Consider the following 23,060-nt stretch of genomic DNA (forward strand, 5'->3'; position numbering starts at 1 on the left):
AGATGAGCAACGCCCTGAACCTCACCGGAGCCCAGCTGGGCATCTGGACCGCGCAGCGACTGGAACCGGACTCGCCGTACTACGTCGTGGGCGACGTGGTCGAGATCGCAGGCGACCGTCCGGTCGACGTCACCGTGCTGGCCGAGGCGATCCGGGCGACCGTCGAGGAGGCCGACAGCCTGCGGTTGCGGGTCTTCGAGACGCCGGACGGGCCGCGTCAGGAGGTGTCGGCGGAGCCGGTGCCGCTGCCGGCGGTGGTGGATCTGCGCGGTGACGCCGATCCGGTGGCCGCGGCGCACGAGCGGGTGGAGGCCGAGCGGCGCCGGGTCGCCGAGGCTTGCCGTGAGATGACCGGCCGGCCGTTGTTCGCTCATCTGGTGCTGCGGCTCTCGGCCTCGCAAGTGTGGTTCACGCAGCTCGGACACCATCTGGTGTTCGACGGGTACACCGCCGCGATGCTCGCGCGCCGCACCGCGGCCCGCTACACCGCCGTGGTTTCGGGGAAGGACGTGCCGTCGTCAACGTTCCCGCCGTTCGCGGATCTCGTCGAGGCCGATCGCGCCTACCGGGCAAGCGAACGGTTCGAACGCGACCGGGAGTACTGGCGCACGCGGTTCACCCCATTGCCGGATCTCGACGACGGCGGGAGCGCGTCCGGTCCGCCCGAGCGCACGGTGACGGCTCGCTCGGTGCTGCCCGCCTCGGACGTCGAACGCCTGCGGGCGCTGGGCAAACGGTCCGGGACGACCTGGGGTGACGCGCTGATCGCCTGCTACGCCGCGTTCCTGCACCGCTTGCTCGGCTGGGACGACGTCGTGTTCGCGATGCCGTTGATGTGCCGGGAAGGTACGGCGCTGCGGACCCCGGCGATGGCGGTCAACGTGCTGCCGCTGCGGGTCACGGTGAATCCGGGTGACGACCCCGCCGAGCTGACCGCCCGGGTGGCCGCCGCGCTCAAGGAGATGCGGACGCACCAGCGTTATCGCGGTGAGGATCTGCCGCAGGATTTGGCGGTGCCCGGTGCGGGCGCGCTGCTGCACGGCCGGGGCATCAACCTCAAGGCGTTCGACCTGAAACTCGACTTCGCGGGCGCGCACGGCACGATGCGCAACGTCGCCGGCGGGCCGCCCGAGGACATGGGGCTCAGCGTGCTCCCGACTTCCGAGGGCGGGCTGCTGCTCGGTTTCGAGGTCGACGCGCGCACCCACGACCAGGCCGCCGTCGACGCCAAGCTGACCGCGCTGCGCTGCCTGATCACCGCGATGACCGAACCCGACGGCCCGGTCGTCGGCGGCGCCGACCTCGTCCCGCCGGGGGAGCGGGACACCTTGCTGGACGCGTGGACCATCCCGGCCCCGGCCGGTGAATCCTTGGGCGTTCCCGAACTGCTGGACGAACTCGACCCCGAACGGATCGCTCTGGTCCACGGCGACGAGCGGTTGACCGCCGGCGAACTGGTGGCGCGGGTCCACCGGCTCGCGCGGGCTTTGCGGGCTCGCGGAGTCGGGCCCGACGACGTCGTGGCGCTGGCCTTGCCGCGCTCGGCCGACCTCGTCGTCGCGTTGCTGGCGGTGCTCGACGCCGGGGCCGCCTTCCTGCCGCTGGATCTCGTCCACCCTGTCGAGCGGTTGCGGGAACTCGCCGCCGAGGCCGGTGCCGTGCTGACGATCGCGAACAGTGCGGAGTTCGTGCCCGGACCGTATTTGCCGCTGAACGAAACCGATCTGTCCACACTGGACTCGGCACCGCTGTCGATCCCGCGTCACCCGGAACACTTGGCGTACGTCATCTTCACGTCGGGCTCGACCGGCCGTCCCAAGGGCGTTCTCGGACGCGTCGGCGGCCTGGCGGCGCTGCTGCGCCATCACCGCGCGACCACCGTCGCCGAAACCGAACGGGCCGTGGGACGGCGGCTGCGGGTCGCCCACACCTATTCGTTCGCCTTCGACTCCGCGCTCGACCAGCTCATGTGGCTGCTGTTCGGGCACGAACTGCACGTCTACGACACCGAGATCGCCCGCGACGTCGACGAACTGCTGGCCGCGTACACCCGCGACCGGATCGACGTCGTCGACACCACCCCGTCGATGGCCGCTCCGTTGGTCGAGGCCGGGCTGCTCGACGGCGAGCACGCGCCCGCCCTGCTCGTGCTCGGCGGCGAGGCGACTCCGCCCGCGCTGTGGCGCCGTGTCGCCGACTCCGGTGTCCGCGCCCGCAACATGTACGGCCCCACCGAGGCCACTGTGGACGGTGCCGGATCCTGGCTGGACGACGGCGAACCGACGATCGGCACCGCGGTACCGGGCACCGCCGTCCGGGTGCTGGACGCCGCGCTGCGCCCGGTGCCCGCCGGAAGCCCCGGTGAGCTCTACCTGGCCGGACCGCATCTGGCGCGCGGTTACCTCGGCCGTCCCGGCGCGACCGCCGAGCGGTTCGTCGCGGACCCGTTCGGCGCGCCCGGCGATCGCATGTACCGCACCGGCGACCTGGCCCGCTGGGTGCCCGGGCGCGGTCTGGAGTACCTGGGCCGTCGTGACGGCCAGGTGAAGGTGCGCGGCTACCGCGTCGAACTGGGCGAGGTCGAGGCCGCGCTGGCCGCCGTTCCCGGAGTGGGCGCCGCGGCCGCCGCCGTGCGCGGGCCGAGGCTCATCGGGTACGTCGTCGGCGACGTCGTCCCGGAGGCCGTCCGCGAGTCCCTCGCGGCGCGGGTCCCCGAGCATCTCGTCCCCGCCGCGGTGGTCGTTCTCGACACGCTTCCCTTGACCCCCAACGGGAAGATCGACCGCGCGGCCTTGCCCGCCCCGCGCGCGTCCGCCGGCCGGACCGCGGCCACCGAACGCGAACGCGTGCTGTGCGCGACCATCGCCGAGGTCATCGGCGTCGACCAGGTCGCCGTCGACGACGACTTCTTCGCACTGGGCGGCGACAGCATCACCGCGATCAGCGTCAGCAGCAGGCTGCGCGCGCACGGACTCGACCTGCGGCCCCGTGATCTGCTGGCGCGGCGCAGTTTCGAGGCGCTGGCAGCGGCGAGCCGCGAGATCGGCGGCGGGGCCGGCACCCCGGACGAACCCGTCGGCGAGGTGCCCGCGCCCCCGATCGTCCGCGCCCTCCTCGACGCGCATCCGGACGTCTCGACCGTCGCCGGGTACACACAGTGGACCGCGCTGCGGCTCGACGAAGAACTCTCCCTCGACCGCCTGACCGCCGGGGTGCAAACGGTTCTGGACCACCACGACGCTCTTCGGCTGCAAGTAGCCGACGAAATGCGTGTCCGCGAACGGGATTCCGTGCGAGCCGCGGACGTCGTCACGGAAGCGACCGGAGACCCGGCGGAAGTCGCCGAGGAACTCGCGGCCTCCCTCGACCTCGAAGCCGGGATGCTCCGGATCGCGTTGCTGCCGGGCCATCTCGTCATCGTGATCCACCACCTGGCGATCGACGGTGTCTCGTGGCGGATCCTCCTGCCGGATCTGCGCGCCGCCTGCGAGGGCGCACAGCTGGAGGCCGCTGGAACGTCCTGGCGGAGGCACGCGCTGCGCCTGGCCGAGCAGGGGACTTCCGGCGCGCGGCGTGGCGAACTCGACCACTGGCGCGGCGCACTGGACGGACCGCGGCTGGGACACCGGCCGCTCGACCGGAGCGCCGACACGGTCGCGACCGCGCGGCGGACGGTCACCGTCGCGTCGCCGGAGCAGACCGAGGCCGTGCTCACGAGCCTGACCTCGGCCTACCGCGCCGGACCGGACGACGTCCTGCTCGCCGCGCTCGTGCTGTCCCTCCGATCCTGGCGGGACACCCCGGTCGCGGCCGAAACCGTGTCCCTCGAAGGACACGGCCGCGATCAGGACGGCTTGGACCTGTCGCGCACCGTCGGCTGGTTCACCGCCGAGCACCCGCTGCGCGTGCCCGCGACGGCGGTCGCCACGACCACGGATCTCGACAACGCCCTCGCCGGTGGCGACGCGATCGGAAAGCTCCTGCGTGCGGCCAAAGAGGCCAAACGCGCGGTGCCGGACAACGGCCTGGGCTTCGGCGTCCTGCGGTACCTCGACCCGCTCACCCGGGACGAACTCGCCGCCGCCCCGCCACCGGACGTCGTCCTGAACTACCTCGGCCGGTTCGCCGCCCTGTCCGGCACCGGCTGGCGGCTGCCCGGGGAAGACCCGTTCGCGGTCACCGAACCGGCGGCCAAGTCGCTGGAGCAGGTGCTGGCGCTGAACTGTTTCGTCCGCGAGGACGGACGTCCGCGGCTCGCCGTCGAATGGACCGCCGCCGGCGAGGTCCTGGCCGCGGAAAGTGTCGAGGCGCTTCAGGAAGCGTGGTCGCGGGCGCTGGAAGCGCTGGCCACGCACGCCGCCTCGATCGGCCCGGACGGCGGCGGGCTCACGCCGTCCGACCTGCCGCTGGTCGGTCTCGGCCAGGCCGACATCGACGCGCTGGAAAGCCGGGGCCGGATCGAGGACGTCCTGCCCGCGACCCCGCTGCAGACCGGCCTTTCCTTCCACACCTTGGCGCGCGGTGACGACGACACCGACGTCTACGTGGTGCAGGCGGTGACCCTGCTCAGCGGCGAACTCGACGCCGACCGGATGCGCGAGGCCGCTGCGGAGGTCCTGCGGCGGCATCCCGCGTTGCGCGTCCACCTGCACACCACCGATGCGGGCGAGGTCGTCCAGGTGGTGCCCGAGGCGGTGTCTCTCGATTGGCGCTTCTCGGCCGTGTCACCGGAGCAGGTGGCGGACGAATGCCGCGCCGAGCTCGCCCGGCCGTTCGATCCGGCGACCCCGCCGCTGATCCGGTTCTTGCTGCTCACCCTGGGCCCGGACGAGCACCGCCTGGTGCTCACGAACCACCACGCGCTGCTCGACGGCTGGTCGATGCCGCTGGTCGGCCGGACCCTGCTGGCCACCTACGCCGAACTCGGCGGCGGCCCGGCGGCCCCGGTCGCCCCGCCCCTCGCGGAGTACCACCGGGTGCTGGGCGAACGCGACCCGGACGCGGCGCTGGAGGCCTGGCGTGAGGCGCTCGCCGGACTCGACGAGGGCACACGGCTCGCTCCCGCCGCCGTCGAGTCCACTGTGGAGCGCCCCGAGCGGGTCACCGTGGAACTGGGCGAAGAGTTCAGCGAGCGGCTGCGAGCCTTCGCTCGTGAGCGCGGTTTCACGCCGACGACGGTGTTCCAGACCGCGTGGGGTGTTCTGCTCGCCCGCCTGACCGGACGCCGCGACGTCGTCTTCGGCTGCCCGGTGTCCGGGCGTCCCGCCGACGTCCCCGGCGTGGAGCGGATGATCGGGCAGCTCGGCAGCACGATCCCGGTGCGGGTCCGGTTCGACGCCGCCGAGACCGCGGTCACCGTGCTGGAGCGCGTGCACACCGAAAGCGTGCGGCTCACCGATCACCACCACGCCGGGCTGCCGGACATCCAGCGCGCGGCCGGTATCGGCGACCTGTTCGACACGATGCTGGTGATGGAGAACTTCCCGCTCTCCAGCCGTGCGCGCACCACGCTGGCGCCGGGCCTCGATCTGACCGGCGTCGACATCACCGACGCCACCCATTACCCGCTCACCGTGATCGTGCTGCCCGGCGACGAGTTCACCGTCGGGCTCGGCTACCAGCCCCAGGCCTTCACCCGGGACGAAGCCGAGGCGTACGGCCGCTGGCTGCGCGCCGTCCTGCACGAGATCGTCGCCGATCCGGCGCGTCCGGTCGCCCGGCTGCGCGCGCTCGACGCCGACGAGGAACGCGCGATGCTGCGTCTCGGCGAAGGCCCGGAACCGCACCGCGAACGCGGCGGCATGCTGGAGGAGTTCGGCCGCTGGGTCCGCGAAACGCCCGACGCCGAAGCCGTCGTCTGCCGCGACCGCAGCCTCACGTACGCGGAACTGGACCGGCGCGCCAACCGGCTCGCGCACACGCTGATCGAGGCCGGGGTCAAGCCCCAGGACCCGGTCGCGGTGCTGCTGCGCCGCGACGTCGACCTCGTGGTCGCCCTGTTCGGCGTGGTCAAGGCGGGTGCGGTGCATGTGCCGATGGACCCGGACTACCCGGCCGACCGGCTGGCCTACATGCTCGACGACATCGAACCCGCCGCCGTCGTGTCCACTTCGGACGTCGAGGGTCTTCCGGTGGTGCACCCGGCCGAACTGTCCACTGAGGACTCGGATCCGTCGGTGCCGTTCACCGAAGACTCGCTCGCCTACGTCATCTACACCTCCGGCACCACCGGGAAACCCAAGGGCGTCGCGGTTCCGCACCGCGGTGTCCCGAGCCTGATCGCGTTGCAGGAGGACATCGTCGGCATCGGGACCGCCGAGCGGTACCTGCACTTCGCGTCGACGAGCTTCGACGTCGCGTTCTGGCAGTTCATGCTGCCCCTGCTGTCCGGCGGGACCTCGGTCATCGCGCCGGAAGAGGTACGCGTCTCCGGGGACGACCTGTTGGCCTACGCCGCCGAACATCGCGTCACCGGGCTGAACCTGCTTCCGTCGTTCCTGTCCGCGATGCCCGACGACGCGACCGTCGACCCGGACGTGTTCTTCGTCGTCGGCGCCGAACGGCTCGACCCGGAACTCGCGCGGCGCTGGGGAAACCGGCGCGCGCTGTTCAACGCCTACGGGCCGACCGAGGTCACCATCAACTCGGTCACCTGGCATTACGACCCCGCCGATCCCGGTCCACTGCCGATCGGCCGTCCGGACCCGGAAGTCCGCGCGTACGTGCTCGACGGCGGCCTGCTCCCCGTCGGGACGAACGTCACCGGCGAGCTGTACCTGGCCGGGCCGAAGCTGGCCCGAGGGTATGTCGGCCGGGCCGCGCTGACGGCCGAGAGGTTCGTCGCGGATCCGTTCGGGCCGCCGGGGGAGCGGATGTACCGCACCGGCGACCTGGTCCGGTGGCGGCCGGACGGGCAGATCGTCTTCCTCGGCCGCGCCGACCACCAGGTCAAACTGCGCGGGTTCCGGATCGAACTCGGCGAGATCGAGACCGCGCTGACCGCGCACGAGAACGTCCGCGCGTCCGCGGTGATCGTCCGCGAAGACCGCCTGGTCGCCTACGTCGTGCCTGTCGACGGCGCCGAGCCCGACCCGGCCGAGCTGCGCGAGTACCTCGCCGCGGACCTGCCCGCGTACATGGTGCCCACCGCGTTCGTACCGCTGGACCGGCTCCCGCTGGGCCCGAGCGGGAAACTCGACCGGTCCGCGCTGCCCGCGCCCGAAGCCCGTTCCTCGGGTGGGCGGGAACCGGCGACACCCGCGGAAGCCGTGCTGCTGCGCGTGGTCCGGGATCTGCTCGGCCCCGGCGTCGGACTGGACGACGGATTCCTGGAAGCGGGCGGCGACAGCATCGCGTCGCTGCGCGTGGTGTCCCGTGCTCGTCGGGAGGGACTGAACCTGACCGCGCGCGACGTCCTCGAAGGCGGCACCGTCGCCGGGATCGCCGCGCGCTGCGGGGAGCCCGAACGAGCCGAAGAGGCACCCGCGGTCGGCGACGCGCCGCTCACCCCGGTGATGCGCGATCTCCTGCTGCGTGCGAAAAAGGCGGCGGACGGGTTCTGCCAGTGGGTCGAGATCTGCGTGCCCGCGGCCGGGGACGTGTCACGGTGGCGGTCGGTGCTGGACGCCGTCCTCGCCCGCCACGACGTCCTGCGAGCGCATCTGGTCGAGGACGCGCTGCGGATCCCCGACGTCGGCGCGGTGACCGCCGACGCGGTGCTCACCACCGTCCGTGCGCCGGAAGCCGATCTGCGGACCCTGATCGACGCCCGGGTGGAGCGGATCCAGGCCGCCCTCGATCCGCGTACCGGACCCTTGCTGCAGGCGGTGCTGATCGACGCCGGTGAGCGGCGCCCAGGACGGCTCGTGCTGGTGGCGCATCACCTCGTCGCCGACGCGGTGACCTGGCGCGTGCTGCTCGACGACGTCGAACAGGCCTTCCACGGGAACACCCTGCGGCGGCGCGGGCAGTCGTTCCTCGGCTGGGCGCGTTCGCTGCGTGCGGCCGTTCCGCACCGGCGGGACGAACTGCCGTACTGGCACGCGATCTCCACCGCGCCCGCGCCGCGGCTCGGCCGCGCCGAACTCGATCCGGCACGCGACACCGTGGCCACCGCGCGACATCACCGCGTCGACATCGGCGCGGCGACGACCCACGCCGTGCTCACCGCCTTGCCCGCGGCGTACCGCACCGGCCCGGACACCGTGCTGCTGACCGCGCTGGCCCGCGCGATCGCCGCCTGGCGCGGGACCGAGGCCGATCTGCTCGTGGCCGTCGAGAGCCACGGGCGGCCGGGGCATACGCCGGACTTCACGGGTACCGTCGATCTGGCGCAGACCGCCGGCTGGTTCACCGCCGTGCATCCGGCGCGGATCGCACCGCCGTCCGGACCGCTGCCGGACGCGCTGCGGGCGGTGCGCGACCACCTGCGTGCCGCCGGCGACGGCCTCGGCCACGGGATCCTCGGCGACCTCGGGCCGCGGCCCGAGGTCGCCTGGAACTACCTCGGCCGCTTCCCGGCGGCGCCGGTCACCGAAACGCCCTGGCAACGCCCACCGGACGCCGATCCGCTCGGTTCCGGCGGCGGCGCGGATCTCCCGCTGCCGCACGCGCTGACGGTGAACGCGATGGTCCCCGACGGTGGAACGCTCGGCGTCCGCTTCACCTGGCCGTCGGCGTTGTTCACCGAAGACGAGATCGCCGTGCTGGGCGAGCACTTCCGCCGCGCGCTGGACGAACTCGCCGCCGATCCGCCCGGACCGGGCGACGTCCTGCCGCTGACGCCGTTGCAGGAGGTGATCCTGCGCGAGTCCCGTTCGTCGGCCGAAGACCCCTACCCGGTGCAGGCCGCGTTCGCGTTGTCCGGCGACCTCGACGTCGAGACCCTGCGGGAGGCGGCGACGGCGCTGGTGCGACGGCATCCGAACCTGGGCGCGGTCTTCCCGCCGTCGCACGAGGTGCAGGTCGTCCCCGCCGCGCCCGAAGCCGGGTTCCGGGTCCGGGAAGTGTCCGAAGTGGACACCGAGCGGGTGCTGGACGAGGAACTGGCGGAGCCGTTCGACCTGGCGAACGGGCCGCTGTGGCGGGTCACCGTGCTGCGGCACGGTCCCGGCAGTCACCGGCTCGTGCTGACCAGCCACCACCTGCTGTCCGACGGCTGGTCCGCGCCGCGCGTCCTCGGCGAGTTGTTCGCGCTCTACGCGGGGAAGCCGCTGCCGGAACCGGTACCGCTGAACCGGTACACGCGGCTGCTCACCGCACGCGACCACGCCGCCGACATCAGGGCCTGGCGGACGGAACTCGACGGCCTCCCCGAAGGCGATCACCTGCCGCGCGCCGGTGGATCGCCGGAGCCCGCCGTGTTCACCGTGGACGGTCGGGTCGTGGAGGTGCTGACCCGGCTCGGGGCGGCTCGCGGGCTCACCGTGAACACCCTGCTGCAGGGGGCGTGGGCCGCCGTCCTGGCGAACCGGGCCGGCCGCCGGGACGTCAGCTTCGGGGTGATGAACTCGAACCGGACGTCCGAAGTGGACGGTGTCGAGGAGATCATCGGGTTGCTGGCCAACAGCGTCCCGGTCCGCGCCAGGTTCACCGGAACGGTCGCCGAGGCACTGGCCGATCTGCAGCGGCGGCAGCAGGCGATGTCCGGGCACCACCGGATCGGCCTGCCCGAACTCGCGGCGCTCACCGGGCGGAAGCGGCTGTTCGACAGCCTGCTCGTCTTCGAGAACTACCCGGTGGATCCGGCGAAACTGCGTGAACCGGCCCCGGGCCTGACCGTGACCGCCACGCGGTTCCGCGAACGCACGCACCATTCGGTGAGTGTCACCGTCGTCCCGGGCGAGCACGGCTGGGAAGGCGTTCTGTACGCGCGGGAGACCGACGCCCGAGCCCTCGCCGACGAGCTGATCCGGTTCCTGCGGGATCTGCCGTCGTGGCTGGACGGCGACGCCGTCGAGTTCCTGGGGGAGCGGTGACCACGCGCCCGGTCGACGCCACGCTGTGGCGCACGGCGGCCGTGCTGGTGCTCGGCACCTTCATGGCGACGCTGGACAGCACCATCGTCTCGGTCGGCGTCGACACCCTCGCCGAGGAGTTCGGCGCCCCGGTCACCGGCGTCCACTGGGTGACCACGGCCTACCTGCTGGCCGTCGTCACCGCGGTCCCGGCGTCCGGCTGGCTCGCCGACCGGTTCGGCGGACGGCGGGTCTGGCTCACTGCGGTCGTCGTGTTCCTGATCGCGTCACTGCTGTGCGCGCTGGCGCCGACGCTGCCCGCGCTCATCGCCTTCCGTGTCCTGCAGGGGCTCGCGGGTGGCTTGCTGCCACCGACCGGTCAGGCGTTGCTGGCTCGTGCCGCCGGGCCCGACCGGATCGGCCGCGTGATCAGCGTCGTCGGCCTGGTGCCACTGCTTTCCCCGGTACTCGGCCCGCTGGCGAGCGGCTCGATCCTCGCCGTCGCCGACTGGCCGTGGCTGTTCTACGTCAACCTTCCGGTCGGCGTGGCGGCCGTGATCCTCGCGCTGCGCTGGGTCCCGGCCGGAGAACCCGGCGGACGAGGCGACCGGTTCGATTTCCGGGGCGCGATGCTGCTTTCCCCGGGCCTCGCGGTGCTCGTGTTCGGGCTCACCTGGTTCGAGCAAGGGGCGCCGGCGGTCGCCGGGACCGCCGTCGGGCTGGGTGTGGTGATGCTCGCGATGTTCGTCCGGCACGGCCTGCGAGCCGAGGCGCCGCTGCTCGACCCACGGCTGTTCACCAAACCGCCGTTCGGGGTCGCCGCGCTGGCGCTGGTCCTGCTCGGCGCGTCGGTGTTCGGCACGATGTTCCTGCTCCCGCTGTACCTCCAGAGCGGTGCTGGACTGTCCACTTGGGACACCGGACTGCTGCTGGTCCCCCAGGGCGTCGGCGCCGCCGCCGGTTCGGTGCTGGTGAACCGGCTCGTCGACCGGATCTCGCCGCGCACCCTCGTGCTGAGCGGCATCGGTCTGGTCGCCCTCGGCACCGCGCCGTTCACCCAGCTCGGCCCGGGACTCCCGGATTGGGTGATCGCGGTTTCACTGCTGTTCCGCGGTTTCGGCGCGGCGCTGATCGGCGCGCCGGTGATGACGATCGTCTACCGCCGGGTCGAACCCGCCCGGCTACCCCGGGCAGCCGGGGCGCTGAACCTGCTCAACACGCTCGGCGGCTCGGTCGGCACCGCGGTGCTGGCCGTGGTGCTGCAGGCCCGGCTCGCCGCTCGCGGCCCGGATGTGGCCGCGGCCTTCGCCGACGCTTTCTGGTGTGTTCTCGGCCTCGCCGTCGTGGCGGTCGCCGGTGCGACGCGGCTGCCCCGGACCGGGGTGGCCGCCCCCGACAAGGAGAAAGGTCATGCGGATGCTTGACCAGGACACCCTGCCCAGCCCCATCGAGGTGGCCACGAGCGGCGTCGTCGCGGACGAGATAGCGCGACATCGCGAGACCGTCGCGAACGTCCTCGCCCGGCGCGACTCCCGCCTGCTCGTCGTCGTCGGACCGTGTTCGGTGCACGATCCCGCCGCCGCCGTCGAGTACGCGCATCTGCTCGCCGGCGCGGCCCGCAGGTTCGCCGACGACCTCGTCGTCGTTCTTCGCGCCTACCTGGAGAAACCGCGGACGATCGCGGGCTGGACCGGCCTGGCGCCCGACCCCACCCTCGACGGCAAGGGCGATCTCGCGTCCGGGGTACGGATCGGCAGGCAGTTCCTCGCCGACGCGGCGGCGACCGGGCTGCCGCTGGCTTACGAGTTCGTCGACCCGTTCCTGGCGCCGTACTTCGCCGACACCGTCAGCTGGGGCGCGATCGGTGCGCGGACCGTGGCCAGCCAGCCCCACCGGCATCTGGCGTCGTGGCTGCCGATGCCGGTGGGGATGAAGAACTGCGTCTCCGGGCGACTCGACACCGCCGTCGCCGCGGTGCGGGCGGCCGGACTGCCGCATGTGTTCCCCGGCGCCGCGGCGGACGGTCGCCTCCGGATCCTGCGCGGCGCCGGAAACCCGGACGCGCACATCGTCCTGCGCGGCGGCCCGAAACCCAACCACCACGCCCACGCCGTCGCGGACGCCCTCGACGCCCTGACCGCCGCCGGCCTTCCGCACCGCCTGGTCGTCGACGCCTCGCACGGCAACAGCGGCAAGGACCACAACCGGCAGCCCGTCGTCGTCGCCGACCTCGCCGACCAGATCTCCGCCGGCAACGACGCCCTGGCCGGGGTGATGATCGAGTCCTACCTTTCGGACGGCAGACAGGACGTCGGCGCCGTGCCGCCGCGGCCCGACCTGAGCATCACGGACGCCTGCCTCGGCTGGGAACGGACCGTGCCGCTGCTGGAGTCACTGGCCTGCGCGAACGCCGTGCGGCGTATCAGCTCACCACGGAAGGTCGGTGCCCTCTAGCCCTCCCGCGGCCATGCGTGTCTAGAGCGCTTCGAGGGCCTTCTGCATGGTCGGCACCAGCTCGTCGCCCATCTTCTCGAATTCCCGCTTCAGCAAGGGATCCGCGAGTTTCGCCAGCCCGTGGAACTTGATGGTGGCGTGGTAGCTGATGGTCGTGGTGCCGTCTTCCTCGGTCACGGTCAGATCGTCGGTCGACGTCGCGGTCTTGTTGCCGCCGACGAAAACGATGCGGCCGGCTTCGAGTTGTTCGAGGCGGTAGGTCAGTTCGGTCTGCTTGCCGCGGAACTCGGACACGTTGTGCCACTGAGCTCCGACGGCGATCGGCCCGTCGTCGGTCCGGGTGCAGGACACGGTGCCGGGATCCCACGCCTCGGCGTGCGCGAAGTCCTTCAGGTAGTCGACGACGGTCTGACTGGGGGTGCGGACGGTGATCGTCCGGTGCACGTGAACCACGTGGCCAACGGTACGCAGGTCGGCCAAGACCCGCAGGGTGGTCAGGCGCAGGCCGGCGCGGCCCAGTCGGGTGCGGGGTTCTTCGCACCGGGGCCGCCGGGGCCGGTGGTGTGGGTGCTTTCGCCGACCTCGCCCCAGGCCCCGCCGAAGCGGAACCACGGCCGGGTGCGGGCGTCGTACGCGGTCGCGGTCTGCCAGACGGCGCCCTTGCCGGTGTGGTCCGAGAAGCCCAGCGCGGTCGGGAAGTCGCCCTCGCGCGGGTAGCTCGCGTGCGTGCCCCGCGCGGAGAACACGATCGGATGCCCGCCGGATTTCGGCGCGGACGCCCACGGTTTGACGCAGGAGCCGCCGTGCCCGAAGTACGCGACCGTCACCGGCTTGTCGTTCGCGTCCAGCCTGATGGCGACGCGTTCCCAGTCGCCCTCGTGGTTCTGTACCAGCGGCCCGTTGTTGTACGGGTAGAACATCCAGTACGTGATGAAGTTCTTCGCCTCGTACTCGTAATACACCGGAGCGCTCGTGCTGCCGACGCCGCGACGGCCGTTGTCCAGATCGAGGTACATCCCGTCGCGCGCGCCGATCTCGTGCGGCCGGACGCGATCGTTGCTGCGGTAGTACGTCCCCGAGTCCTTGCAGCCCGGCCAGCCGCCCTTCTTCTGGTGCTGGTACGAGCCGCCGCCGAGCCCGGCGGCGCTCACCGCGCCCTGCCCGGCGAGCTGATGATCACTCGGGCAGGGCGCGGAATGCGACCACTTCAGCGCGGAATGCTGGACGAACTGCTCCGCGTCCACCGGCTTGTTCTGCTCGTCCGGCGCCAGGTACACGTACGGCGTCAGCGTGGCGGGGACGGATGCCGAGGTCGCAGGGGCCATCGGCAGTCCCGCCAACAGAAGTCCGGCCAGTAGTGCGCGCATGGGGTGATCTTGGACCCCATCGCTAACTTTCCGCTAAGGGAGGTTACTTCTTCCAGATGACCGGCTTGTCCTTGTACGCGTCACTGTCGCTGAAGGTCGCACCGCCGACCTCTCCGCCGTCCCGCACGGCCTGCAGTCCGCAGGTCTCGTAGGTCGCGCCGACGGTCTTGAAGTCCCTCTTCGCCGTCTCGGACTGGCACTGCGGGGTCTCGCCGGTGATGATCACGCCGGTACCGCGGCCGTCCGGCCCGACCGCGCGCAGCCGCACCGAGCTGTAGGTGAGGTCGGTGCCGCCGACGTTCTCGACCAGGACCCGGATGTACACCGGGGTCATGCCCTTGGCTTTGTCACCGTAGGCGGCGAGGTCTTCCTTGGCGCCCGTCTCGATGGCTTTCACGGTGATCGCGATGGTGCCGGTCTTGTCGGTGCCGTATTTGAACGGGACGATGGCGCGGTCGCCGACCTTCAGCTCGCTGCCGGGCGCGGTGGCGTCGGCCGGCGCGCCGACGGGGATGGTGCCGCTGGCCGCGGGCGAGGATTCGGGAGCCGACGTCGCGGCGGGCGGCGCCGGGGCGGGGGCCGCACTGCCTGCCTCCTCTTTACCGCCGCACGCGGAAAGCAGCAGCACGGCGGCGCAGCCGGTGGCGAACAGGGCGATGCGGTCGGACTTCATGGATCTCCTCGGACTCCCCGCCGAATCGGCTCCGGCGTTCTCGCCACGCACCGTAGTCGGCGCGGGGGTACAGGTGTGTGGGCCGTTCGCACCACAACGGATCACAGATCGCTTACGCCGATCAGCCCATCCTGGATCGCCCGCGCGACGAGCGCGGCCTTGGTCGGGGCCTCCCGGCCGATCTGCGCGTACTTGACCCGGATCCGCTCGAGGTGCGAGTTGACCGTGTTCGGCGAGATCCCCAGCCGGTGGGCCACGAAGTCCTTCGACTCCGACTGGAACCATTCGATCAGCACCTCGGTCTCCCGTGCCGAAAGCGTGGGACGCCGTTCCGAGCGGTCTCCGGCGAGTGCCCCCGCCAGCGACGGCGGCGTGTACGGCCGGTCGGTGGCCGCCGCGCGCACGGCTTCGAGAAGGTGTTCGGCGCCCTCGGCCTTGGTGAGATAGGAGAGCGCGCCGAGTTCCAGGCACTGCAGGACGGTCTCGTCGTCGGCCCGCATCGAGTAGACGACGACGCGGCGCCCCGCCTCGGTGAGCCGCCGCAGATCGCCCATCGCCGGGGTGGTGCTGTTCAGATGCAGATCCAGGATGACGACGTCGGCCTGCGCGCCGTCGCCGATCCAGGCGGCCCGGACGTCCTCACCCTCGGCCACCACGGTGACCGGCGGGGTGCCCGAGGAGAGCCAGTGCACGACCCCCGCCCGGACCGCCGGATGATCGTCGACGACCACCGCGGTCAATTCGGTTCCGAACGCCATTTCGCCTCCATCCACGAGCGTTGTCCCAGCGCGTGCCATTCGACGTCGACGGGGCCCGATCCGTTCACCCGCACGGCGGGTTCACCGTCGGTGATCGCCGCGACCCGGATCTCGTCCCCGGTGCGGAGCACGCTGACCCTGGCCTGGGACCGGGCGGCCACCAGCGCCGTCATCAACGGGCCGGTCAGCTCGCGGCGGACCGCGGTCGGCACGGGCGCCGCTTCGCCGCTGACGGCCAGCGACACCGTCAGGCCCCGCCGCTCGGCGAGATCCACGCACGCCGAGACCTCGTGCACCAGAGGGTCGGGCACGTCGTCGTTCTCCGCGAACAGCCGCCGCAGCTGCGTGGCCGCGAGCGCGCACCGCTGCCGGACCGTTTCGTCACGCGGGTCCAGTGTCCGGTCCGCCAGCCCGGCCAGCAGCGCCACGGTGGCACCCAGCTGCCCGGCGAACCGGATCCGCTGGTCGGCCTCCTGCTGTTCGGCGAGAGCCTTGCGATGGACCAGCCGGTCCCGTTCGATCGAGGCCTCCGCGGCCTCGCCCGCCCGCCGGTACACGACCCGCGCCAACGCCAGCGTCGCGAGCTGGAAGGTGATCACGCTGAGCCCGCCGATCATCACCCCGCTGATCTCGGCCCGGTCGGCGGGGGCCGAGGTGACCAGCCGGACGATGTCCACGGCCAGTTGCGCACCGAGCGCCACCGCGGCGGCCACCGGCCGGTCGAGCAGCAGCACCAGCAGATGCCAGCCGACCAGGCCGAAGACCCAGTGCCGGTCGCCGAACAGCTCGCCGGTCGGTACCGCCCAGCTCGCCACCGCCGAGGCGGTCAACACGACGACGGCGCCCGCGACCCCCACGGGCCAGGGGACCGGCCTGCCACGCAGCACCCACCACGACGCGACCACGAGGATCGCGCCGAGCGCCGTGAACGCGGACCAGCTCGCGGTCCCGGTCACCTTGGGGAGGCTGAGGCCGACCTGGATCACCGCGGTCACGATCAGCAGCGCGATCCGGCAGCCGCCGAGTACCCGGTCCGCGGTCTCACCCATCGGGCCACACCAGTTCCACCGTGGTCCCCGCGCCGGGCGCGGAGGTCACCGTCGCGCGGCCACCCGCCGCGGCCATGCGCTCGACGAGGGACTCCCGGACACCTCGACGCTGAGCCGGGGTCGCCGCCGGGTCGAAACCGCGGCCGTCGTCCCGGACGGTCACGCGCACGCCGTCCTCGACCGTCAGCCGGGCTTCGCCGACACCCGCGTGCCTGTCGATGTTCGTCAGCGCCTCGCGCACGGCCCGGACGAGCGCGAGCACGGCCGACGCGGGCATCGGCGGAACCGGCGCCCAACGCGCCTCGACCTTCACCGGACTCTGCGACAGCACGCCGCGCAACGACGTTTCGAGATCGACCACGCTGCCGGGGCCGGATTCCCCGGTGAGGATCGCGAGATCCCGGCGCGCGTATTCGGCGACCTCGGCGGGGCCGGCGGTCTCCCCGCGCTGAGCCACCGTCAGGAAGGTGGCCGCCGCCGTGTCGTGCAGGACGGCCAGGTACTCCCGCTCCTGACGTCGTCGTTCCAGCGCCAGCGATTCCTCACGCGCCAGCCGGGCCCGTCGTTCGCGGAGATGGTCGACCCGCCGCGTCGTGCGCAGCAACAGAAGGAAAGCCCCGCGCGCGAGTGTCGCTTCGATCAGCACCCGCAGCACCACCGAGAGGCCGTCCTCGAAGCCGAGTGGCGCCACCTCGATCGCCAGCAGGCAGACGACCGCGGGCACGGTGACGCGTGGCGGCCATTCCCATTGCAGCGTGATCGCGGTGATGGTGAGGACGTTCAACGCCCACTGGTTCAGTTCGGCGGCCTCGGGCGCGGTCAGGAACTGGGTACCGCAGATGGCGGCCGCGCGCAGCAGCGTCAGCGCGAACGCCACCGGCCTGCCCCGGCCCGTCCTGCCCGCCACGTGTTCGGCGACGGCGGTGCCCAACGCCAGCGCGAGCAGACCGAAGCCCAGCGGCAGCGCGTCCGACGGCGTCGCCAGCACCCCGAACACGCTGATCACGAGCAGTCCGGCGCCTCTGGCGGGCCCGGCGAAGCGGCCGACCACCGCGAGGAACTCCGCTTCGACGGAGGGCTCACGAACGGACGGCACGGCAGCAGTCAAGCAGACGGGATCAGCGTGCGCAGGTCCAGTCCCCGCCAGGTCAGCGCCTCGTTCCCGGTTGCCGGAACTCCGCAGGGAACGGACTTCGCGAAGAATTCCTTCGGGGATTCCGTTCTGTCGAATACCTCGCCGTCACTCGAATGGGGTGGGTTATCGCCCTCGCCCGGTCGGGGGTATTTCCGCTTTCCGATTGTGTTCACCCGGTCGGCGGGCATAAGAATCGGGCCCATGCGTGCAAGGCGGTTGGCCTCGATTTCCGCCGGTGCGGCCGCGGCGGTGTGCGTGGCGGCCCTGGTCGTCACCGGTGGCGCGGTCGCCGCCCCGTTGCCGGGCGGACTGGGACCGTGTGTCGGCGACGCCTGCCCCGGCAAGTACCCGCCGGTGAACAACGGTGCCTATCCCGGCCGGGACAACGGCATCAATGTTTATGTCGGCGGCGAATTCCAAGTACGCGGAGCGGCCGCCGAAGCCGAAGGCCGAGTCGTCGTCCTCGGTGATTTCGACATGGCGAAACGACCCGGCGCTTCCGCTGCGTACAACGTCGGCATCGCCGGCGTCGGTTCACGAGTGCCACCGCCGGACGGCGCGGATTTCCTGACCACCGGCGGGAATGTGAGCGTCGCCGCCGAACAGCGGTTGCTCGCCGACGGCGGTGTCGTGCGGCATGCGGGAACCGTCACCGGGACGGTGACCGGAACGCTGGAAAAGGACCCCGACGCGGCGAAGCCCTACGTGGGCCTGCGCGAGGATCTGCGTCTGGCGAGCAAGTGCTACGCACGCGAAGGCACCGTGCCGCGCCCCACCACGGGCACGGCGCGCAACGACGGGTACCGCACCCTGTTCACCGGGGACGGGAAATCCGCGTTGCAGGTGTTCACCGTGGACTTCGATCTCACCGCCCGCAACGGTGGCATGCAGGGCATCGAATTCGAAGGCATCCCGGCCGGGGCGACGATCCTGGTCAATATGGTCGGAGCGGCCCGCACGATCAACACCTTCACCGGCGACCTGAACGACCAGGACCCGCTGAACAAACTGCGCGAACGGCTCCTGTGGAATTTCCCGGACGCCACCCAGGTGAAGATCGCCGGTGGCGCCCAGTTCCAGGGAAGCGTGCTGATCGGCGATCCGGGCAGCACCGCGACGGTCACCGCGTCCGGTATGAACGGCCGCTTCTTCACCACCGGCACCCTCGTGCACAGTTCGGAGGCCACCGGCGGTGGCGGGCAGGAGTTCCACAACTACCCGTTCACCGGGGACCTGCCCGAATGCGGCAGCACGCCGACCACTTCGCCTACTTCGTCTTCGTCTTCGAGTTCGTCCAATTCCACGAGTCCGACCAGCACCACCACGACGAGCAGCATCACCACCACGTCGACCACGACCACGTCGTCGAGTCCGACGAGCAGCACGACCTCCAGCGGCACCACCACTTCGAGCAGCGAGCCGACGAGCACGACCTCGTCCAGCACGACCTCGTCCAGCACGACCTCGTCCAGCGCGACGTCGAGCAGCACCACGTCCAGCAGCGTTCCTTCGAGCAGCACGTCGTCCAGTACCAGCACGGCGCCGACCAGTACGACCTCTTCCTCCTCCAGCAGCAGTTCGCCGACGTCGAGCAGCAGTTCCAGCACGACCCCGGCCCCCGGGGTGACGACCAGCTCCACGCCCGGGCAGCCGGGGGCGACCACACCGGGCGGTGGACCGTCCGACAGCGGTCCGCTGGCGTCGACCGGTAGCGAGGTCCGCGGCCTGCTGGTCTCCGGACTGTTCCTGCTCCTCCTCGGCGGCGCGCTGGTGGCGTTGACGATCCGGTCGAGGCGCCGCGAGTCCTAGACCCGGTCGAGGGCGGTGTCGATGATGTCGCGGCGGTCAGCCAGCAAGGCTTCCGCGGCCGAGCGACCGGTCGCGGCGAGGTAGGCGTCGACGAGCCGGTTGCCGACGGCGTAGCCGGCGCCCGTCGGCAGACCGACAGGTGTGCTGCCGTAGTGGGCGGCGGTCTCGTCGCCGTGCACCCAGGCCGTGAAGTTCCGCATGCCGGTGATCTCCAGGCCGGACACGACCTTGGCGAACACCGCGTCGTCGTGCAGATGCGGCACACCGATGCGGGTGTAGCCGAGCTCGTCGCCGTACAGCTGGCGGGCGAAGGCGTCGGCCAGCCCTTCGGACACGATCTGCTCGCCGACCGTGACGGTCGCCGGATCCCAGCCGACCCCGCCCGGGCCGTAGCGGAGGTTGTGGTTCAGCTCGTGGACCGCCGTCGCCTCCAGCCGCGCCAGGTTCTCCGGATACGGCCAGAAGGTGAGGTAGAGGTAGCCGGACACGCTGCCGTTCCCCGAGATGCCCAGGTGCGGGCCCATGAAGAGCGGGTCGCCGGGATCGCCCAGTACGGTGAGGACGGTGATGTCCGGTACCGCGAGTCCGGACGTCGCCGCGACCTGGGCCGCGAGGGCGTCGTCGAGCGCGCGCTGGATACGGTTCCAGGCGTCGGCGTCGTGCAGGGCGTCGAGTGCTTCCAGGCACCGCTTTTCGTCGCGGTCGAGCGGGAAGCCCGAGCTCATCGCGTGCATCGCGACGAGGTCGACTTCGCCGGGGAAATAGCGGTACATCCCCGCGGCGGGCTCGACCATCGTCTTGAGCAGGTCGGCGCGCTTCGCCTGTGGCGTGCGGAGGATCTCGCGCATCGCCGGGTAGGTGTTCAGAACCTTGATCGTCATGAGGTGACGCTAAAGGCTCCAGTGGGTGGAGACTCAAGTCCCTGCGACGAGTGAGCCGGAATCACGTCGATCTCGCCCGGTGGGCATGCCGAAGGGCCCGCCGTCTCGCTGGCGGGCTCTTCGGGTCAGGCTGCGGCGCGATGAAGCGTGTTGCGCCGGGGTAGTCGGAGCGGATCCCGGTACTGGGGCGGGATGAACTCCGGCAACCCGTCGGCGGCCATCCGCACTTCCCACTCACCATGGTGAATCAACCGATGATGGAAGCCGCACAGCAGCACCAGATTCCGGAGATCGGTCCGTCCGCCGTCTGCCCAGTGACGAATATGGTGTGCGTGACAATTCTTCGGCCGCCGACAACAGCCCGGGAACGCGCAACCCCCGTCGCGGATGTTCAACGCACGCCGCTGGCCCGGGGTGACGAACCGTCTGAGCCGCCCCACATCAAGCGGTTCTCCCGCGGCGTTCAACACGACGGGGAGCATGAGACAGTCGCAGGCGGCCATCCGCGCTTCGCGGGCGGTCATCTCCCCGACGAAATCCAGGCAGGCCTTGCCGATCCCGGTCTTGAGCTCGTCGAGACCGACGGTCACGTGGATCAGGGTCCGGTACCCGCTGGTGCCGGGCTGATCGGGGCAGGCGATCGCCAGATCCAGCAGCTCCGCCCACGCGTCACCTTGGCGTTCGGCCTTGGTGCGCCAATCGGCCTCACCGAACTCGTCGACCGGGCGAGGCTTCGCATAAGCCTCAAGCGCGGCCGCGGTCCGGGCACCCAACTCATCGTCAAGAAGGCCTTTGATCTTCCAGAACCCGTCTTTGCGGCGTTCCACGGTCAGTTCACGACGCGGTTCGGCGGGTTCGGGATCTTTCGGCTCGGCACCGTCGGGATCCAGCAAGCCCAGCAGGGTGTTCCCCAGTTCCGAGACCTCGCCGGGACCCGCGTTCCGAGCCAGGTCGACGAGGGTCTTCTCCGTACGCTCCCGAGCCTCGGCAGGCACCTCGGCCGGGATCTCCTTCAAGATCCCCAGGACCTGCTTGATCCGCTCCTGCCCGATCACACCCTCCGCCGCCGCCACAGCCGTCGCGGGAGCGAACGCGGGAACCTCACGACCGTCCAAAGCGCGCGTGGGATTCAGATCGATCGCCTGATTCACATACGGCCGCGCCTCAGTCTGGGATAAACCGGCGACATCGGCGAACCACGCCAGCGTCGTCCCATACCCATACAAATCCTTGGATCCACGAGACTCGATCTCCGCCAGATACCGGCCCAGACCAGCCGACGCGACCCGTATCACCTGCAAGAACTGCTGCACGCCATGAGCAAGCTCCAGCTTGCCTGCGCGCCACAGCTCCTGCGGCAACTCGGGAAGGAACGTCGTCTCGGACACACCCCAAGAATACCAAAACCTGTCGAACATGTGTTCGTAATTTTAGGCCACATTTAAAGTGGTCCGAATAACCCCGAAGGGTGATTTCGCCATAGTCAGCCGACTGCGGATATGGTCCTATCCGTAGTCGAAATGAGCATCGGAGCCTATGCGATGCCCGGCCGGGGTCAGCTCACCGCCGATTCGACGGTGAGCGTTCCCGCCTCCGTGTCCAGTACGGCGGTGGGACCCAGCGGCAGGGAGAGCAGGTCCGGACCGTGTCCGGCGTCGATGCCTCCGAGCACCGGGACGTCTAGCGAGCCCAGCCGGTCCTTCAGGACGTCCACCAGGTTCCAGTCACGATCGACGTAGTCCTCGAAGCCAGGGAACCGGCCGAGCGCGACACCGCGTACACCTCGCAGCGCGCCGGATCGGATGAGCTGCGTGAGTTGCCGGTCGATCTGCCCGAGGCCGATCGAGCGTTCGGCTTCGAGGAAGAGAACGGCCCCGGCCAAGGAGGGGAGTCCGGCGCCGACGGCATGGGCGAGGGTGCCGAGGTGGCCGCCGATCAGGTCACCTATGGCCGTGCCGGGGACTTCGGCGTCGACGGTCATCGCCCGCGGATCGCGGTGCAGGGTGGTGGATTCGGCGCTCGTCAGCAGCCGTCGGGTCGCGGCCGCGGCACGTGGTCCGGCCAGGAAACCGTGGATGCCGGCCAGGCCGCAGTTCCGCCACAGCGCGAGATGCAGACAGGTGATGTCGCTGAAACCGACCAGAGGTTTGGGGTTGGCCCGGACCGCGGCGAAGTCGATGTCCTCCGCGATGCGGTACGCGCCCGCGCCGCCTCGCGTGGCGATCACAGCGCGGACGCCAGGATCGCGATAGGCCTCGTTGAGATCCGAGAGGCGGTCTTCATCCTTGCCCGCCATGTACCCCCACTGGTCGAGCGCGTGTTCGCCGACTTCGACCATCAGGCCCCAGTTCCGCAGGACATCCGCGGACTCGGCGAGCAGTTCGCGGCTTGGAAAGCTGGCGGGGGACACCAGGCGAACGCGATCGCCCCGGCGCAGTCTCGGTGCGACCAGGATCACCCGAAGATCGTGTCAGGCGACCGGGATCTCCGCCCAGACCGTCTTGAACCCGGCTCCGGTGTCCACGCCCCATTCGCTGCTGATCGCTTCGACCAGCGCCAGGCCTCGGCCGTGCGGGCTGGCCGTGTCTCGTTTCGTCACCCGCTGCGGCTTCAGTTGAGGGCGGTGGTCGTCGACCTCGACGCGGACCACCGCCCGCCCGGTCGACACGGACACCCTCAGCGCTGTGACCCCGTCCGCGTGTTCGTGCGCGTTGGTGACCAGTTCGGTCGTCAGCAGTTCGGTGTCCGCCATCGTGCTTCGTCCTACGTTGGCGAGCTTGTCGCGAAGCCAGGCCCGCACTTTCGCCAGCGGTGGGGCGGTTCCGGTCGGGAATTCGTAGGCATCGAGTGTTCCGGTAGTACCCATGCGGTTCTCCTTAGCGAGTCTCCCAGCTGGGCCAAGAGCATGGGCGCATTCGGGAGGTACCCACGATGGAGGCCGCTCACACTCACTCCGCGCGGGTCGTGCCCGCGTGGAA

14 protein-coding genes are annotated in these 23,060 nt (G+C 71.1%); 4 read left to right on the forward strand and 10 right to left on the reverse strand.

Translation table 11 applies throughout. The features are described from left to right. Window positions 1-2 precede the first annotated feature (2 nt). Genes H5J31_RS04825 through H5J31_RS04835 form a run of 3 tightly spaced genes read left to right on the forward strand, consistent with a single transcriptional unit; the run spans window position 3 to window position 12,410 of the window. The gene (locus tag H5J31_RS04825; protein WP_181771223.1) at window positions 3-9,977 is read left to right on the forward strand and encodes a non-ribosomal peptide synthetase; all 9,975 of its coding nucleotides are present in this window, start codon (window positions 3-5) and stop codon (window positions 9,975-9,977) included. After that, on the forward strand, window positions 9,974-11,380 hold the full coding sequence (locus H5J31_RS04830; protein WP_181771224.1) for a DHA2 family efflux MFS transporter permease subunit: 1,407 nt from the start codon (window positions 9,974-9,976) through the stop codon (window positions 11,378-11,380). Before H5J31_RS04825 ends, H5J31_RS04830 begins: the two co-directional genes overlap by 4 nt. After that, window positions 11,367-12,410, forward strand: a complete 1,044-nt coding sequence (locus tag H5J31_RS04835; protein WP_181771225.1) for a 3-deoxy-7-phosphoheptulonate synthase — start codon at window positions 11,367-11,369, stop codon at window positions 12,408-12,410. Before H5J31_RS04830 ends, H5J31_RS04835 begins: the two co-directional genes overlap by 14 nt. Before the next feature lie 21 nt (window positions 12,411-12,431). On the opposite strand, the gene H5J31_RS04840 is transcribed toward H5J31_RS04835, so the two are convergent. The 6 genes from H5J31_RS04840 to H5J31_RS04865 form a co-directional block, all read right to left on the reverse strand. Continuing rightward, window positions 12,432-12,863 carry an SRPBCC family protein gene (locus tag H5J31_RS04840; protein WP_181771226.1) on the reverse strand — a complete coding sequence of 144 codons (432 nt, stop codon included), beginning with the start codon at window positions 12,861-12,863 and terminating at the stop codon, window positions 12,432-12,434. Between the two features lie 41 nt (window positions 12,864-12,904). Next, window positions 12,905-13,777, reverse strand: a complete 873-nt coding sequence (locus H5J31_RS04845; protein WP_181771227.1) for a hypothetical protein — start codon at window positions 13,775-13,777, stop codon at window positions 12,905-12,907. Window positions 13,778-13,820: 43 nt separating this feature from the next. Then, window positions 13,821-14,450: a hypothetical protein gene (locus H5J31_RS04850; RefSeq protein ID WP_181771228.1), complete on the reverse strand. Its 630-nt coding sequence runs from the start codon at window positions 14,448-14,450 to the stop codon at window positions 13,821-13,823. Between the two features lie 101 nt (window positions 14,451-14,551). Next, window positions 14,552-15,208 (reverse strand): response regulator transcription factor, encoded by a 657-nt coding sequence (locus H5J31_RS04855; RefSeq protein WP_181771229.1) that lies wholly within the window; start codon window positions 15,206-15,208, stop codon window positions 14,552-14,554. Next, window positions 15,187-16,257, reverse strand: a complete 1,071-nt coding sequence (locus tag H5J31_RS04860; protein ID WP_181771230.1) for a histidine kinase — start codon at window positions 16,255-16,257, stop codon at window positions 15,187-15,189. Before H5J31_RS04860 ends, H5J31_RS04855 begins: the two co-directional genes overlap by 22 nt. Next, window positions 16,250-17,353, reverse strand: a complete 1,104-nt coding sequence (locus tag H5J31_RS04865) for a sensor histidine kinase (protein ID WP_181771231.1) — start codon at window positions 17,351-17,353, stop codon at window positions 16,250-16,252. The genes H5J31_RS04860 and H5J31_RS04865 overlap by 8 nt, the downstream gene beginning before the upstream one ends. A 240-nt stretch (window positions 17,354-17,593) precedes the next feature. On the opposite strand from H5J31_RS04865, the gene H5J31_RS04870 reads away from it, so the two are divergent. Continuing rightward, window positions 17,594-19,201, forward strand: a complete 1,608-nt coding sequence (locus tag H5J31_RS04870) for a choice-of-anchor A family protein (protein WP_181771232.1) — start codon at window positions 17,594-17,596, stop codon at window positions 19,199-19,201. Here H5J31_RS04870 and H5J31_RS04875 read toward each other — a convergent pair. From H5J31_RS04875 to H5J31_RS04890, 4 genes are all read right to left on the reverse strand, one after another. Further along, on the reverse strand, window positions 19,198-20,082 hold the full coding sequence (locus tag H5J31_RS04875; RefSeq protein ID WP_181771233.1) for a DUF2268 domain-containing protein: 885 nt from the start codon (window positions 20,080-20,082) through the stop codon (window positions 19,198-19,200). The two genes, H5J31_RS04870 and H5J31_RS04875, sit on opposite strands and share 4 nt — an antisense overlap. 125 nt (window positions 20,083-20,207) lie before the next feature. After that, window positions 20,208-21,470 (reverse strand): HNH endonuclease signature motif containing protein, encoded by a 1,263-nt coding sequence (locus H5J31_RS04880; protein WP_328701376.1) that lies wholly within the window; start codon window positions 21,468-21,470, stop codon window positions 20,208-20,210. Window positions 21,471-21,637: 167 nt separating this feature from the next. Next, window positions 21,638-22,540 carry a S66 peptidase family protein gene (locus tag H5J31_RS04885; protein WP_328701377.1) on the reverse strand — a complete coding sequence of 301 codons (903 nt, stop codon included), beginning with the start codon at window positions 22,538-22,540 and terminating at the stop codon, window positions 21,638-21,640. Between the two features lie 12 nt (window positions 22,541-22,552). Then, the gene (locus H5J31_RS04890; RefSeq protein WP_181771235.1) at window positions 22,553-22,948 is read right to left on the reverse strand and encodes an ATP-binding protein; all 396 of its coding nucleotides are present in this window, start codon (window positions 22,946-22,948) and stop codon (window positions 22,553-22,555) included. Window positions 22,949-23,060: the final 112 nt, after the last annotated feature.

This window comes from Amycolatopsis pittospori, from assembly GCF_013870525.1.
Lineage (GTDB): Bacteria > Actinomycetota > Actinomycetes > Mycobacteriales > Pseudonocardiaceae > Amycolatopsis > Amycolatopsis pittospori.

What these genes read in the sequence shown, in the direction of transcription:
- H5J31_RS04835 (WP_181771225.1), top strand. Translation starts at nt 11,367, where the DNA reads ATGCGGATGCTTGACCAGGACACCCTGCCCAGCCCCATCGAGGTGGCC.
- H5J31_RS04825 (WP_181771223.1), top strand. Translation starts at nt 3, where the DNA reads ATGAGCAACGCCCTGAACCTCACCGGAGCCCAGCTGGGCATCTGGACC.
- H5J31_RS04850 (WP_181771228.1), bottom strand. Translation starts at nt 14,450, where the DNA reads ATGAAGTCCGACCGCATCGCCCTGTTCGCCACCGGCTGCGCCGCCGTG.
- H5J31_RS04860 (WP_181771230.1), bottom strand. Translation starts at nt 16,257, where the DNA reads ATGGGTGAGACCGCGGACCGGGTACTCGGCGGCTGCCGGATCGCGCTG.
- H5J31_RS04890 (WP_181771235.1), bottom strand. Translation starts at nt 22,948, where the DNA reads ATGGGTACTACCGGAACACTCGATGCCTACGAATTCCCGACCGGAACC.
- H5J31_RS04875 (WP_181771233.1), bottom strand. Translation starts at nt 20,082, where the DNA reads ATGACGATCAAGGTTCTGAACACCTACCCGGCGATGCGCGAGATCCTC.
- H5J31_RS04855 (WP_181771229.1), bottom strand. Translation starts at nt 15,208, where the DNA reads ATGGCGTTCGGAACCGAATTGACCGCGGTGGTCGTCGACGATCATCCG.
- H5J31_RS04870 (WP_181771232.1), top strand. Translation starts at nt 17,594, where the DNA reads ATGCGTGCAAGGCGGTTGGCCTCGATTTCCGCCGGTGCGGCCGCGGCG.
- H5J31_RS04845 (WP_181771227.1), bottom strand. Translation starts at nt 13,777, where the DNA reads ATGCGCGCACTACTGGCCGGACTTCTGTTGGCGGGACTGCCGATGGCC.